The organism is Pedobacter sp. Leaf250, from assembly GCF_920984735.1.
Lineage (GTDB): Bacteria > Bacteroidota > Bacteroidia > Sphingobacteriales > Sphingobacteriaceae > Pedobacter.
This window is the reverse complement of record NZ_CAKLBU010000012.1, coordinates 38462-54619: the sequence shown is the minus strand read 5'-3', so window position 1 is coordinate 54619 and position 16158 is coordinate 38462. Positions and strand designations below refer to the sequence as shown.

Below are 16158 nucleotides of genomic sequence, written 5' to 3'. Positions count from 1 at the left end.
TAGGTTCAAAGATTCCTCCATTTCACTTCGCTCCAGTCGAAATGAAGACCTTGTGCACAATGACGAGTTATCTATTACTTCTTCAATCCCTCAATCACTTTCCTTTTCACTTTTATAATTGTTCCGTGTTTGTGTCCTTCCGGGATGGAAACTTCGCCCGTTACATCCTTAAAATTTTTGAAATCGGATGTTTTATAAGCTGAATAAATCTTCTGACCATAAGCATCAAAATAAATCAACCAATCTTTACCCACCTTTACAACGGTTGGGCCTTCTGTTAACTTCGGACTAAATGTTTCTGAAACATTCTCGTATGGTCCTAAAGCATTTTTTCCAAAAGCCACTTTTAAATTTCTGTTCGGGCGAGTGTTATCTTTCAAAACCAAAACGTAATCTTTCACTGCCCGCTTAACAATCACTGCATCAATTACGCTAAAACCAGGGTCCAAAAATAACGCAGGTTTAGAAAAACTCACAAAATCTTTTGTAGTGATGCTGTACATGCGATGGTTGTTATCTTCATCTTCAATTCCTTTTGCAAATCGGAAAGGTATAGTGGATGCCCAAATAATTACAAACTCCTTTTTTTCGTCATCATAAAAAATTTCTGGCGCCCATACATTTACCGTTTTAGGTTCGCTTTCCATTACTGGTAGAAATTTTTGCTCGCTCCAGGTAATTAAATCTTTTGATGATGCGTAACCAAAACCCTTATCACCTTTCCAGCTGCAAGTCCAAACTAAATGAAAAGTTCCGTCAGGTCCTTGAACGATAGATGGGTCACGCATTACTTTTTGCGTTCCAATTTCCGGCTTAAGAAAAGTTTTATTTAAATCTGTCCAATGGTATGCATCATAGCTGTACAAGAATCTTAATCCATCTGTTGCAGGCTCATGAAATGAAGTAAAAATATAACCTTGTTTTGAGCAAGATGATAATCCGCACAAAGCCAGGCCAATAATGGCTAAACGAAATGATGATATGAACTTTGATTTACACACTTTTATTTACATTTTCTATTAAACGGATTGCTTCGTGGTACTTCTTCGCAATTACTTTAATGCGGGTCGGCATTGCAAAGCCAGGTTTGTACGAGCTAAAGCAATCTGACTTCTCAAATGAGATTTCTTCGTGCCTCGCAATGACGACTATGGAGCCAATGACTACCAACTATTGCTTCTCCAATACTAAAACCCAATCGTTACCATTTGCTGGTTCTCCTGGCGGATTAAATTCTTTAATCCCTTTATTTTCAAACTTTCCGATTTCAATAGATTTCCCTGTTTTCGGATCAAACCACGATGCCTTAACATCATCGCCATCGGTTTTACCTAATTGAACACTGAAATTTTTGCCTGTGTAAGTGTAAAGTAGTGCAAATTCTTCGCCCCGTGTAGCAATAACACGATCGTATTTTTCACCATTTTTCCCGGCAACCAATGTTTGATCAGGTACACGGTCGAAATAAGAATGAGCCAACATTAAATCTTTCAGGTATTGCATCTGCTTAGCACCCGGTGCGTTTATTGCAGTAATCCATTGGTCTTTCGGACCATAAGCAGGTTTTAAATCTGTTTTTTTATACATCTGCATCACCGAATTATGTCCGTAAGTATATCCGAACGCACCAGCAAAAACCGACCAATATCCGTATCTTCTCACATCCGAATCAGTCCAGCGAGGCTCTCTTACATCATGTAAACCTTGTGGAATGTCTTCGTATGATGGTTCGCCATCGATAGTTGGTTTCGTAGGTTTTAATTTATAATCACTTTCAATGTATTTCCAGTTATCTTCTCCGTAATGCAATTTCTCTTTTGCAGACGTATCTTGAGAATAACGTCTGTGCCCAGATTGAATCATATCAAAATCATTCCATTTCGCATTGTGAAACCATGCCGAAGAAGCTGTTCTTCCACGTGGGTGGAAGGTCATTAAGTGGTTCGGATCATTTGCCCTAATGGTTTCACCAATGGTTGTCCAAACTTTTAAACCATCACTACCTTTTATATCACCACCATTTAACCAGATGATATTCCATTTATCCTGATATCGTTTAGCTAAAAATTCGGCGTATTTTTTTGCCTGAACTTCATTTACCTTTTTCTCTTTAACATTAGTACCCCAAACCGGAACCAAAGCCATATAAAGTCCTTTTCCGGCAGCTTTATCAACCACGTAATCTACATGATCCCAATAGTCATAAGCCACAGAATCTTTATAATCATTTTTATCTGTTAAAAGTGGTTTGGATACATCTTTGCCGATTAAAGCAGAATCACCATAAATATTTTTTGCGGCCACATCATGTAAAACCATAACCTGAATCACATTGAAACCTTTTTGTTTTCTGTCTTCGAGATATGTATTTGTTTCTTCGCGATTTAAACGGCTGAACAAAAGCCACCCAGTATCGCCCAACCAGAAAAATGGTTTGCCATCACCAGTGGTAAAATATCTTCCATTTTCTGAAATTAAAAGACTTTTATCGCCAAAATGAGGTTTATTCTTACAGCCAAAAGCGAAAATAGAAACCAAAGCAAATAGAAATATTTTAGATTTAAAGTTCATGTATTAGATTTTATTAATGGTGATCACTTCGTCGCCCGTACCTACTTTGTTTAACTTAACTATTGCGCCAGCGTTAATTTTTTCTTCCTTAAGCACCTTTCCGTTTCTGGTATTTATAATTTTCACAGCAAATTTGCCAGCTACTTTACTTAAATCCAAATTGATGGCATCGGCAGATGCATTGTATAAAAGGTAAGCCTTGCCTGTATTTTCCAAGCCATATTGTTTTGCAGATTTACCAGAAGGAAGAAACGGCTTCATTGTTGAAGCAGCAGATAGGGCAGCTTGATCAATGCCACTAACGTTTGATAATGAACCACCTGCCATTAAAATTGCCCAACCAAATGAATCAAAATTATCGCCTGAATAAACTACTGCCTTTTCGGGAAATTTAGTTTTATATTCTGATACAGCGTGATAAACTTCTTCAAATGATGTTTTCTTTGGCTTTAGCAAACGGGCATGTTGTCGGGGTGCCAGGTTTTGTCCGCCTAGTGGTGCATAGGCTGTTCCATCGGCCTGGTAATGCCAATATCTGATGTCGATTAAATCAACAACATTTGCACGATTTGGGTCGGCTAAAATGGCATCCTGTACATCCTTAGTTACACTCAAACCGATAATTGGATGTTTACCCGTTTCCTTTTCCCATTCTTTAATCGTGTCAATCCAGAATTGAACAAAATGCAACGGACCAGTAAATTCAGCACCAATTAATTGGATTACACCTGAATTGCCATCAAAATTATCTAAACATTTTCTGATGTAAGCCTTGTGTATTGCTTTGCGATGCTCATTGGTAATATCATAAAATTGCTCGGCCATGAAAATCCGTTTATCGCCTGCATACGGAACAGGTTCAGGAAAACCAGTGCTGTTAATATTGTTTGCGGTGCGCCATGGAAAATCGGCATAATGGGCACCAGCCTCAATAATATTATGTTGAAAATAATTTTCGTGGATTAATACCAAACCTTTCTGGTCGGCTAGGTTGGCAAAGGTTTTTAACCGATCCCAATACCAAAGGTTATACTTTGTGATGTCGTATTTGCTCAAACCATCCCAAGCCTTATCCTGGCCGCTACGGGCAAAAGGCAATTCATAAAATGGTGCCCAAACTTCGCCGTCCATACGGCGGATGCGTTCGTGGTCATCTCTTCTTCTGTCGTACCAAAGTCCGTAATTATGATCAAGAACTTTTACCGACCCATTTTTCATTGAATCGGTAATTTCATCTAAATCATCGGTTAAACCATTGCCTTCGCGACCAGGAACAAATCTGGTTACATGAAATTTAGTTTTCTTTAAGCCATGAGGTCGGGCACTACCGTTCCACCAAGGCACATCTTGACGGTTACCGACAATAACTTCACTGCCACGAACCAACCAACCATTTTTAACCGACATTGCGTCGGCAAGCGTTGGCTGAACAACTTTATCCAAACCGATTTTATCAATACTTTTAACATCTTTTGAATCAGTAGATATTTTGTTTCTTTCAACAGCTGCGTCAATATATTCAGAAACTGTTAAAGCAGGTTTAACGGCAAGTTTGGTTAGTTTTTGGGCAACATCAACTGGCGGACTGCTTGATGCTTCAGTTTCCATAGGTAAAACAAAAGCTCTTGAATCAATGTCATTGCCTAATCTATCTTTTAGCTGCGCATAATATAAACTTCGTGGTTGAATTTGTTCATTCGACATATCCCAATAGCCATTCCCTGAAAATTGCGCCCAGGTTCCAAAAGCCCAATTTTGAGCAGCTGGCGGTTGAAAATTATCAACTCTAGCAGCACTACATTGCCAGAATACACTATTTGCAGCACTCCATCCAGCTCCCTGACCATCCTGACCGCGATTTAAATAACTTAATGCTTGTCCATCGATATTTACAATATCGAACAAAACGCCCGATGCCCAGCTATCAATAGCACCGCTAAAACTGAATGGTAAATAAGACTGGCATTGAACAAACACATTTGGACCGGGAGCACAAAAACCCACGACAAAATCATGGTAGCCATACTCCGAATATAACCTTTGGAAAAGCGTTTGCTGACCGGTAGTTAAAAATGTGTAACGACGTTCGCCTCCTATTTCAGAAATTGGTGAAAGTGATTTACAATCTTCAACAGTAATTCTTTTTGCTGTTTCTAAAACATTGACTGCAGAACCTGCAAAGTGCTCAAAAACCACCTGACGAACCCATGCATCTTCAACATTTTCTAAACTTATTGCTGTCCAGCGATGGTATTCATCTTTAATATTTTCTTTATGATAATCCGATTCGATTTTTAGATTTTCAACAGCTGATTGCGAAATTCTTCCATCCCACTGATATTTCGAAACCGTAGCGCCACCGAATTTTGAATCCAGTGCCGTGGTAATAGATGCATCTAAAGTGATCTTCGAACCATTAATTGCTGTGATTTTTCTGTCCCAATGAATATCTCTTGTGCCAGGTTTCCAACCTAAAGCACTTTCACCGCCACCAAACTCAACTGTTTTTAGGGTTTCAATCCATTCTTTAGTTGATGGTCTGTTGATGATGATTTTATCACCAACTTTAAAGCCGTTAACATTTGATAAAGTTAATTGATTGGAATTAACAGGAACATAACTATCGCTGATGGCTATCGGCGTTTCCTCAACTTTATTATTTTTACCTAAAATTCTGATTACCCCGATTCTATCCAAACCTGTTGCGAAAATTTTAGTTCTGTTTTCGCCGAAACCGCTGCCGCGAAGAATTACACCCGAAGCTGATAATTTTAAAGTTCCTGCAACTTCATAAGTTCCTTTTTCCAACAATACCGCACCACGTAAACCATCTTTTCCGATAGGCAATTTTGAAACGTAATTGATTGCAGATTGAATTCTTAAAGTAGCATCGCCTTTCGATACCGGAACAATCACTTTAATTGTAGCCGATGGAATGGCTTTTTCGCCAGCCATATATCCTGCATAAGAAAAATCAGGAATGCGATTTCCTTGCTCATCAGGTGTATAAGCCAATTTTCCGTCTTTGCCTTTAAAGATAGGTTTTGGAGGTTCAACAGGCTTTGTTTTTTGAGCAAAAGAAAAGTTCACAACCAGAAGGACAATTATCAGAATTGATAAGGTTTTTAGCTGATTAACTTTTAATATATGGTTAGTATTTGGCATTTTTCTTTTATTGTACTTTCCGTCATTGCGAGGCACGAAGCAATCCTCATTGCTAAAGCTAATGTTTAAGATTGCTTCGTGCCTCGCAATGACGAGATAGGAAAGTAAGGTGCTTTCAGCTTTTCCCTTTAAACTTTCAACCTTTAACTTTCAACTTTTTAAGGCCTCACCTTATTCACATCCACTAAGCTATTTAAATATACTTCGATATTAGAATAACCCGATTTCGAAATTTTGACGGCATCTTTCGCGTCGTTTGGATTTAAGCCATTTTTTATTTCCCAGGCATCTGGAATACCATCATTATCTGAATCTAAATAAGGTTTTCCTTTATATTCTGGGTAACCTCCCACTTGGGCAATATCAGAAATAATACCCTTTTTATAAGAGTCGGCAGGCAAACGGCGCTTTACATAATTTTGTGGTGCCGGAAGTTTACCTTCTTCAACATGCTCGATTTTACCAGTAGAAACTTGTTTAACAATACGTTGATCTACCGCATCGCGAACAGGCAAGGATGCACCGGCATTTGCCAATACATAATCATAAGCTTTTTTGGTATCGATGATGGAAATCTTAGCCATTGGCAAAGGCTTATCTGCACGAATAGAATCTAACAACTTTTGTTTATCGCGTTTACTTTCTGGCTGAACACCTCCGTCCCAATTGTTTTTGGTTACTTTTTCATTGCCTTCAACAATATTTCCGGTAACGTAAGCACGACCAAATTCATTAGTATATGTTTTATCTCTACCCGATTCTGGTTTTAAGATTCGGTATGCGATTGGTTGATCTACAGGTGTAATTGGCCCAGGTTTGTAATAATTATTTATAAAACTATAAAATGATGCATTATCACCACCATCGGCACTTCTATTCCACCAGTTAAATACTACGTTATTGGCGAATCCAAAATCGCCATACATTCCAACAGAAGGATTTCTAGCAATATTGGAAGCCCACAGGTTACGCATAAAAGTGGAATTTAATCCTCCAATGGTACTTCCAAAAGCATGGTTATAAGTATCTAAAGCTTCAGAAAAAATAGAATTCTGGATAGTTACATTAACTGTTGGCAATTTTTCTGGCTTAGAGCCATCTTTTGGATCATAAACATGGCGATAAATGGACATATTTTCGTCTAATCCCCAACTTGCAGAAACGTGATCAATCATGATATTACCCACAGGATTGCCCCCAATGGCATCATCGCGACGGGTAACATCCGTAGCTCCACGGCGGAAACGCATATAACGGATCACCACATCGTGAGTATTAATCCACACTGATTCCCCAGCCACACAAATTCCATCACCAGGTGCACTTTGACCTGCAATGGTGATGTAAGGTGCTCTTATAATCAATGGTGTTTTTAGCTTGATAATTCCTGAAACATTGAAAACAATAATCCTTGCTCCACCTTGTTCACAAGCTTCCCGTAAAGTACCTTTACCCGAATCATCTAAGCTGGTTACTACAAAAACTTTACCACCACGACCTCCAAAAGTATAAGCACCGCCACCCTCTGCACCCGGAAAAGCCACCAATTTTGCTTGGGGTAAATCACTTGGTTTAGCCGCCCAAGGTATATAAGGTTTGCCTTGTTTTGCTTCAGCATCAACAATAGGTTTCACTTTTAAAAATTGTAGTTCCGATTTCTCTTCAATACTTTTTAAAAGTGAGTCAGCCTTCTTTTCCATTGCCTCTGGAATAACCGGATACTGTGCAAAAGCTGCGTTTCCAATCCCACACAGCACCGCGAGGCTAAAAATTGAATTCCACCTGCGCATATTAATTAGGCTTAACTGTAGAAACATTTACAACACTATTCAAATAAACCTCAATATTGGAATAACCACTTTTTGAAATTTTGGTAGCATCAGATGCATCTTTTGGATTTAATCCATTTTTTAATTCGTAAGCATCTGGCATTCCATCATTATCCGAATCTTTGTAAGGCGTTCCTTTATATTCAGGATATCCACCCACCTGGCTAACATCAGTTATGATACCCATTTTATAAGAATCCTTTGGTAAACGGCGGTGCTCGAAATCTTTCTCTGGCAATTTTACACCCTCAATAAATTCGATTTTACCTGTTTTTACCTGTTTAATTACACGGGTATCAACTGGATCACGTTTTGGCAAATTTGCACCAACATTTGTTAATACATATTCTTTAGCTTGTAAAGTAGGAAGTATAGTAATTTTTGGCATTGGGAAAGGTTTTTTAACACGCATCGCTGCGAAATATGGCGCTGCTTGTTCAAAAGTCATTAACTCGCCTTTCTTATTTTCCAATTGAACGCCACCGTCCCAATTGTCTTTTGTTACTTTTTCATTTCCTTCAATAATATTTCCCTCTACATAAGCACGACCGAAAACCACATAAGGTAATTTGCTACGGCCTGATTCTGGTTTTAAAATTCTATAACTAATAGGCTCTTTTGTATTTGTTACTGGGCCTGGTTTATAATAATTATTTACAATGTTAAATAAAGCAGTGTAATCGCCTCCATCAGTAGAGCGGTTGTTCCAGTTGAAAATTACATTGTTTGCGAAATTGAAAATACCGTTCCATCCTATCGATGGATTTCTGGCACCGTTATCGGCCCAAAGGTTACGCATAAAAGTACAATTTTCCCCTCCTAAAGTACTACCAAAAGCATGGTTCCATGTATCTAATGCTTCAGAAAAAATTGAGTTTTGGATGGTGATATTAACCGTAGCCAATTTATCTTCAATTTTACCTGTGCTGTCATTATACATATGGCGATACATCGACATGTTTTCATCTAAGCCCCAACTAGCAGATACGTGATCAATCATGATATTACCTACCGGATTTCCACCAATAGCATCGTCGCGGCGACCAACAAAAGTTTCTCCCCTTCTGAAGCGCATGAAACGTACAATTACATCGTGGGTATTTAACCAAACTGATTCTCCGGCAACGCAAACACCATCACCTGGAGCGGTTTGCCCAGCAATGGTAATGTATGGTGCACGAATAATTAAGGGGGTTTTTAATCTAATGATTCCAGATACATTAAACACTACAATACGAGCGCCACCTTGTTCGCAGGCATCACGCAAAGATCCCGGACCATTATCATTTAAATTTTTAACTACGATTACTCTGCCACCACGGCCGCCAAAACTGTAAGCGCCGCCACCTTCAGCACCTGGAAAAGCAATGATTTCTGCTTGTGGCAAATCAGTTGGACGCCCAGCCCATGGAATATAAGGTTTACCTTGTTTAGCTTCCTGTTCGATAATAGGCTTAGCCTTTTCCCATGCAATGTCTGATTGACGATAGGCTTCCTTCATCATCGAATCTGATTCCTTTTTAACATTATCAGGGATTTTTGGGTATTGTGCAAAAGCTGAACCAGCCGAGAGAATTAATGCTGATGAAAATAGTAGTTTAAAAAAGTTCTTTTTCATATTGTTTTGCTCGTAGGGAAAGCAAAGAACATAAGCGAATATTTATGAATAACTAATGCTAAAAATAAATATTACAAAATGAGGCTCATTTCTTTGTTAATCCAAGTAAATAATTTTGGTTAGAAAGTATATTAAAATTTAAAGTTAACCGTAAATTTTGGCAATTTTATCTAGAATTTTTGCTTTGAATTATACAATATTAGCAATTGCTACATTGAATTATACTTGCAAAACCTTTCCAAATTAGCCACGATCCAAGATAGAAATAAATTTCATATATAAATGTAACATTCTTAAATGAAAAAAGGAAGCAATCGCTGCCCCCTTTTTCCTAACCAAATATATATAAAATTGTGGCGGTGTTGAGCCGCCTGAAAAGGCATTTTACCGTTGCACTTTTATGCTGACGTTGATGAATGGTCTTTTCTGTAAATCGGAAGTGTTAGCATTAATATATAACATTCCATACTTACCTTCGGGCGTAAGAAAATATACGGCATTACCTGCCGCCAGTCCATTTGCCGGAAGAGTTTGTGTTGTTTCGTTAAAAGTAATTGCTCTCGCTTTAGCTAAAGTTTCTATAGAGGAACCAGAAATTGCAGTAGTTAAAAAGGCATTGGCCTGGCCAGTAACTGGCTGACTAAATTTCGTGGTTCTTTTAGGGCTAAAGCTACTAATATCATAAACAGTTAATGGATTAGTTGCAACACTTGGTGAATACAGATTAACAACCCAAGTTGGCGTTTGCGTTGTAGAGTTTGAACCAGGTTTTCTATATATTCCAAGATCTATTTTTCCAGCATTAGTTGCTGCATTATTATAGCTGAAACCAGTAGCATCATTAAGTGAGAAAAAACTTGGTAAAGATTTTCCAACTGTATCTGGTAAATAAATATCCCTATTGGCATAAATCATAAAACTCGGATTTACTTCAACTGTTACTTTTTTATATCCATCACCAATAAACACTCCTTTTTCATTCAAGGCGCAAATGCGATAGCTTTGTTTCCCATCGCGAAGTGCAGCAGCAGGAAAGGCGCTATTTGGCAATTTTATAATTGATGAAAAATTTCTACGCTGTGCAGGATCTGTTATAGCAACAGTATAACGTGTGGCTTGAGCTGTACCTGCAGAGACTTCGAAGATATATGAAAACATATCTTCTTTCGCAGAATTAAGGGTAAAATCAATCCAAACTTCATCTTTATCATTGATTACTTTATAATCCGTAACGCAACGCGGATCGCTATTATTAAAAGTTATGGTTACATCTTCGAACATATTAAATATGTTTGCCGACTCCTTTTTACAGGAACCAAAAACAACCACACATAACACGATGAATAACTTATGAATATATTTAGTTTTCATTATTTTAAATTTTAATCAGATTTACTGAAACATTTATGCTTTAAATATTAATCAAGTGGATCAAATGTACCACCTGCCCAACCAATTGTTGGAAGAATTTTATTACCAAAACTCACAAAATCATTATGGAAAGTGTAGAAGTAATGAAATTCAGGAACATTGTATGGTAAATAGGTGGTGTTAGTAATCACCACGTTTTTAAAATATTTAGTATAAGTGGCTTTATCATTAACGTTGATAGTTTCTCTTAATGGTGTTGTAGTTCCTGGAACAGGATCTTCTAATACTTTCTTATCTCTTTGATCAGATCCAGATGGCGGATTTACCAACTGAATTTCTAATTTAGACATATTACCTGTCAACAAATGCATGGTACGGGATCTTCTCAAATCTGAGTTACGTTTATTCTCGAAAGCAAATTCAATTTGCCTTTCGTTAAGAATTAAGTTACGCAACTGAGCAGTACTTCCAGCTAATCCCAATCCATAATCTGAATCACCAACTACAATACCAGCTCTCATACGAATTTGTCTTACTAAATCTTTTGCACCTGTAATATTTCCTGTCTCATTTAAACAATCAGCATAATTCAGCATAATTTCTGCGAACCTTAACTCAATCCAATCCATACCACTACCACCACCTACAGAACTGTTATAAACAGAAGCACTTGCTGTTAAATTAGGCGTAGAAAAACGCTTTACGTAAACTGCATTTCCATTGCTTTCACCAACAGCTAAATTATAATTCCACTGTTTCCGAGATGCATTTCCACTTAATGGATATACCGATCCGTTTGTAGCAAATGTAGCCTCAAACCTAGGGTCTCTATTTTGCCAAAACATTGTCGGATCATAAGGAAAAGCAGTAGATGTGTTTAATGGTTTTCCATCTCTCATTGGGTAGGCATCTAACATTTTTGTAGTAGGCATAAAATAAGTATTAGGACTTCCGCCTTCAGAAGTCGGCCTTACACGCTGCTCAGTTCCATTCCCTCTATTTGGCACTGTGTTAGAATAGGTTCTTACCAAAATTGCTTCAGAGTTTACATTGGTACCCCCCTCTACTCGGAAAATATCTAAATAATTTGGCATTAACTTTTTCCCTGCTGAAACACACATATCATAAGCTTCCTTATTTGCGGCTAAAGCATCAGCCCATCTCGAAGCCTGATAAGGATGTTTTGGATCGTTAGTTGGATTAAACTGAGGACTGGCCCAATACAATAGCACTTTAGCTTTTAAACAAGTAGCAATTAATTTTGTCATTTTACCTCTTCCATCTGTATCACCTGGATTAAAGCCTTCTAATAAAATGATGGCGTTATTTAAATCACTAAGTATTGCCGCAAAACATTCTTTAGCTGGTCTTCTACCTTCATCGTAAATGGTATCAGCTCCTTGGGGCGTTAATGGTAGCGGAACACCACCATATACTTTAACCAACTCAAAATAAGTTATAGCTCTTAAAGCATAATATTGACCTAGTAATTCATTCTTTTTAGGGGTAAGCATTTTACTTCCGGGAAGATTAGCAATTGCATCATTACATCTGGCAATATCCCAATATTTGTTATTTCCTGGATTGCCTCCGTATGTGTTACCCGTATATCTCACATCATTATTCCCTAAAACTCCTTGTAAACCAAGTGCAGCTTTTGCATTTGCATCACCATCTGGAAAATAATTTTCATCACTTGCATAATGCACACCATAGCGATCTGGAACGAGCTGTAATGGAAACTGATACATGGCTACATCGTACACTCTATTAAGATGTAGTTGTACAGAACCATCATTATCCCAAATTGCCTGATCGATACCGCCTGTATCTGGTAATAAGAAAAACTCATCTTTATTTACACAAGCAGGCATAAGTGCAGCTAATGTTAAAATGGCAACTGCTTTTTTTATATTGTTTTTTATTTGAATAATCATTGCTCAAAAAATTATAGGTTAACACTTAATCCCAAAGATATTGTTCTCAACATTGGATAATCCCATGCTCCTGAAGTGTACGGATCTTTGTATGGCAAAGGATTTACAATTGTCCATAAATTATTTCCTGTTAGTAAGATTCGGGCTCCACCAATCCCCAATTTATTTGCAAAAGCAGTAGGTGCTTTATAACTCAAAGTCATGGTATTAATACGAATCATTGTTCCATCAACAGCCCAAAAATCAGAGTTTATATTTAAAGATGGATCATCAAATCTAGGATATTTACCATCCATCGGATTATCTATTGTCCAACGATCAGTCCACATTTCTAAGGTGTTTCTGGTCTTTGATGGAGCTGTTCTTGCTCTGCTATCGTAGAAAACTTTACCGCCAAATCTTGCATTTATGTTAGTATTCAAACTGAAGTTTTTATAGGTTAAATTAAGCGAAATACCTGAAGATAAAAATGCATTGGTACTATTGAATAAAGGTGCCAAATCGCTATCTGAGATTACTCCGTCACTATTCGTATCTTCATAATATAACCAACCTGGTTGCGGAACTCTATCATATATTCTATAATTAGGATATTTTGCCATCCACGCATCTACCTCACCCTGCGTTCTAAACATGCCCAAATTGGTTAAACCATAATTACTGGTACTGTATTTACGTGGATCTGTACCAAATAGCTGTAAGTTCGGAAATGTATTGTTAATTAAGTTTCCTGCTGTATACAATACTCTATCTGTAACTGAATTACCATAAGAGAAGTTCATGCTTGCGCTTAGATTCCAATCTTTTGCCAATTTTGCCTTGTAGCCAATACTAAACTCTGAACCCCAATTATAAAGTTGTCTATAGTTTAATACAGGTGCCTGTGTACCAAAATACTGTGGATATTGATTATTCGCTCCCAATTCGAAGCCATCATAAGTATAGTTCTGGAACGCCTCAATACTAATATCTAACTTATTGTTAAACATTGAAGTTTCTAAACCAACGTTGATGGTTCTTTTACGTTCCCAGGTAATATCAGGATTAGCCAAGCGATTACGATTTAAGCTATTACCATTTGAATTTCCGTAGATGTAACCATTGGTTACATCAATTAAAAATCTATCTTGCCACAAACGAACGCCAACCCTGTCATCACCGGTTACACCAACGTTTGCTTTAATTTTTAAGAAGTTGATAAAGCTGAGTGCATTCGTATTTTTAAAGAAATTTTCCTGACTAACTACCCACCCAACACCAATATTTGGCGATACACCCCAACGGTTACCTAGTGCGAAGTTTGATGATGCATCAATACGGGCGATACCCTCAATTAGATATTTTTTATCGAAATCATAGCTAAAACGAGCAAATCCCGAACGTTTAGAAACTGCAGTTTGATCTAAATTTGAGGCTACTAAAGTATTAATATCGTATGCAAAATATTGATCTACACCCGGAATAAGTTGATTGGAATAACGAACTTGTGATTGTTGAGTATTACCTTCACTTTGCTCAGCGCCAGCTAGAACACTAAAAGTGTGTTTGCCAATTGTCTTATTATACTGAAGTGTTAGAAAAAATTGATAGCTATTGTTGTCTATTAAGCCAGGTGTAAAAGTAGAGTTTGTTGCACTGATGGGCTGAAAAGTAGCTGCAGTAGTAGTTGGTAGTTGATTGGTGAACAGTTCTAAATTGTTCCCTCTTTTAACAAAATTATACAGTGTAAAAGGTGGTATATACTGTGTATTTTTTGAAGACCCACTTGATTGTGAAACCTGACCACGAATAACAAGTCCTTTCAAAAAGGTTGGCTCATAAGTTAATGATGCGTTGATCCTATATGATTTATTTGAACCATTATTGTAATAACCAGATTCGGAGATGGCTAATGGATTTATATTAGCAGAATTAACCCCATTCACATTATAGTTAACAAATTTTCCATCAATACTAATAGGTACCCATCTTGGGACAGTAATTAATCTTTCAAAAAAGGCAGCATCGTTTTCTTGGGCATTATGATGAAGTTCTTTTGTGCCATAATCAACGTTAAAATTAACGTCAGCTTTTAATCCGTTAGCTACTGTTGCAACTACACCACTTCTGAATGAATATTTATTATATTTCATTCCGGCATAGTTTCCATTTTCACCCTGATAACTTCCGCCAGCGAAAAAAGTAATTTTATCACTTCCGCCAGAAATACCAATATTATGTCTTTGTGTAGTAGCTGGTTGCCATACTTCATCGTACCAACTTTTATAATCTAATGTTTTAATATAGTCTAAATCTTCTGGAGCAAAGTATTCTGAAGCAGCAGCACCTTGAGAACGATAAGTATCATTTAATAATAGCGCATGATCGTATCCAGATAACATTTTAGGAACTTTAATAGCGTCAGACATACCTAAATAGCCATTATAAGTGATACTCGGCTTACCAATCTTCCCCTTTTTTGTAGTCACCAAAATAACACCTTTAGCTCCGGCAGCACCGTAGATGGCAGCAGAAGCATCCTTCAAAAACGTAAGATTTTCGACCATCGAAGCATCAATATTATCAAAAGCTTCTCTAGTAACTACGATATTATCTACAACATAAAGCGGCTCATCAGTAGTACCAGCGGCTGCAGTGGTTGTTGTAGCACCCCTGATGTTGAAGGTAATTGGTGAACCTGGTTTACCTGAAACTTGACCTACACCAACACCAGCAATTCTATTTCGCATTGCACCGGCCAAGTTTGGAGCAGGAATATCCTGAATTTCAGCACCGGTAATGGTAGCTACAGCACCAAGAATTTCTGATTTTTTCTTAACACCATAACCCACAACAACAACAGCATCGTTATCCAAGCTTTGAGCATCTTCCACAAAGCTAATGGTGATGTTGGTTTTACCTGCCAATGGCACAACCTGCCTTACGTAGCCGATATAGGAAAAAACCAAAGCATCAGTAGCCGGATCGGCAATTAATGCGAAATCACCTTTATCATTGGTGCTTACATTGTTAGTTTTACCCCGTATTCCTACCGTCACTCCAGGAAGTGGTTGCCCATCCTTTTTATCAACAACTCTACCAGTAATTTGTCGCTGCTGAGCAAACAACGAAGTACTGATAATTGTCATGAGTGCTAATACCCAAGATAATTTGCGTAAAAATTTTAAGTTCATATTTATTATTTGGTTAGTTTTTAATACTAATTAAATTCAATTTGAGGATTGAACAAGCTGGCTTGTATCAAATCTATTTTGTTAAATATATTTTTGTGAAGCAAATGTTATTCGACTTTACAGCTTAATTAATGTTAGTTTACTAGTAGAGAAACGAGTGGCTTGTTTATATTTTGATATTCCTTTTATGCTTGTTAGTTAGACAATGGAATTGGGCTGCAGCATTTAGCAATGTAACCTCATCAAATTTTAGCTAAGATGGCTCATATCTCTTTGATTCTTTATTATTTTGTTTGGTTAGAAAGTATAATTAAACCAGTTAAGAGGGCTTAATTACAAAGTCTTATTAAAAAATTTCAGCTTGATCATATTTGATAATTTTATATATCCAGATCAAGAAATGGTAATCGTTTTAACAATTCTTAATTAGGCTACAATATAGAAATAAAATTCATATATAAATGAAATATTCTTAAATAAAAAATTTTAAAAAA

At 37.2% G+C, this 16158-nt stretch carries 8 protein-coding genes; all 8 read right to left on the bottom strand.

What is annotated here, in order from left to right; translation table 11 throughout:
• Positions 1 to 74: 74 nt before the first annotated feature.
• Positions 75 to 1001 carry a glycoside hydrolase family 43 protein gene (locus LUA91_RS12325; protein ID WP_231426355.1) on the bottom strand — a complete coding sequence of 309 codons (927 nt, stop codon included), beginning with the start codon at positions 999 to 1001 and terminating at the stop codon, positions 75 to 77.
• A 169-nt stretch (positions 1002 to 1170) separates the two neighbouring features.
• Positions 1171 to 2571 carry a glycoside hydrolase family 140 protein gene (locus LUA91_RS12320; RefSeq protein WP_231426354.1) on the bottom strand — a complete coding sequence of 467 codons (1401 nt, stop codon included), beginning with the start codon at positions 2569 to 2571 and terminating at the stop codon, positions 1171 to 1173.
• 3 nt (positions 2572 to 2574) lie between these two features.
• Complete coding sequence (locus tag LUA91_RS12315; RefSeq protein WP_231426353.1) at positions 2575 to 5736, bottom strand: DUF6298 domain-containing protein; 3162 nt, start codon at positions 5734 to 5736, stop codon at positions 2575 to 2577.
• A 158-nt stretch (positions 5737 to 5894) separates the two neighbouring features.
• The gene (locus LUA91_RS12310; RefSeq protein WP_231426352.1) at positions 5895 to 7526 is read right to left on the bottom strand and encodes a polysaccharide lyase; all 1632 of its coding nucleotides are present in this window, start codon (positions 7524 to 7526) and stop codon (positions 5895 to 5897) included.
• 1 nt (position 7527) lies between these two features.
• The gene (locus tag LUA91_RS12305) at positions 7528 to 9183 is read right to left on the bottom strand and encodes a polysaccharide lyase family 1 protein (RefSeq protein ID WP_231426351.1); all 1656 of its coding nucleotides are present in this window, start codon (positions 9181 to 9183) and stop codon (positions 7528 to 7530) included.
• A 384-nt stretch (positions 9184 to 9567) separates the two neighbouring features.
• A complete protein-coding gene (locus LUA91_RS12300; protein WP_231426350.1) occupies positions 9568 to 10554 on the bottom strand; it encodes a hypothetical protein in 987 nt (328 codons plus the stop codon).
• A 47-nt stretch (positions 10555 to 10601) separates the two neighbouring features.
• Positions 10602 to 12491: a RagB/SusD family nutrient uptake outer membrane protein gene (locus tag LUA91_RS12295; RefSeq protein WP_231426349.1), complete on the bottom strand. Its 1890-nt coding sequence runs from the start codon at positions 12489 to 12491 to the stop codon at positions 10602 to 10604.
• 11 nt (positions 12492 to 12502) lie between these two features.
• A complete protein-coding gene (locus tag LUA91_RS12290; RefSeq protein WP_231426348.1) occupies positions 12503 to 15664 on the bottom strand; it encodes a SusC/RagA family TonB-linked outer membrane protein in 3162 nt (1053 codons plus the stop codon).
• Positions 15665 to 16158 lie beyond the last annotated feature (494 nt).

Bases quoted from the DNA above. Each gene is read 5' to 3' on its own strand.
- LUA91_RS12320 (WP_231426354.1), bottom strand. From the start codon at position 2,571: ATGAACTTTAAATCTAAAATATTTCTATTTGCTTTGGTTTCTATTTTC.
- LUA91_RS12315 (WP_231426353.1), bottom strand. From the start codon at position 5,736: ATGCCAAATACTAACCATATATTAAAAGTTAATCAGCTAAAAACCTTA.
- LUA91_RS12310 (WP_231426352.1), bottom strand. From the start codon at position 7,526: ATGCGCAGGTGGAATTCAATTTTTAGCCTCGCGGTGCTGTGTGGGATT.
- LUA91_RS12305 (WP_231426351.1), bottom strand. From the start codon at position 9,183: ATGAAAAAGAACTTTTTTAAACTACTATTTTCATCAGCATTAATTCTC.
- LUA91_RS12300 (WP_231426350.1), bottom strand. From the start codon at position 10,554: ATGAAAACTAAATATATTCATAAGTTATTCATCGTGTTATGTGTGGTT.
- LUA91_RS12295 (WP_231426349.1), bottom strand. From the start codon at position 12,491: ATGATTATTCAAATAAAAAACAATATAAAAAAAGCAGTTGCCATTTTA.
- LUA91_RS12290 (WP_231426348.1), bottom strand. From the start codon at position 15,664: ATGAACTTAAAATTTTTACGCAAATTATCTTGGGTATTAGCACTCATG.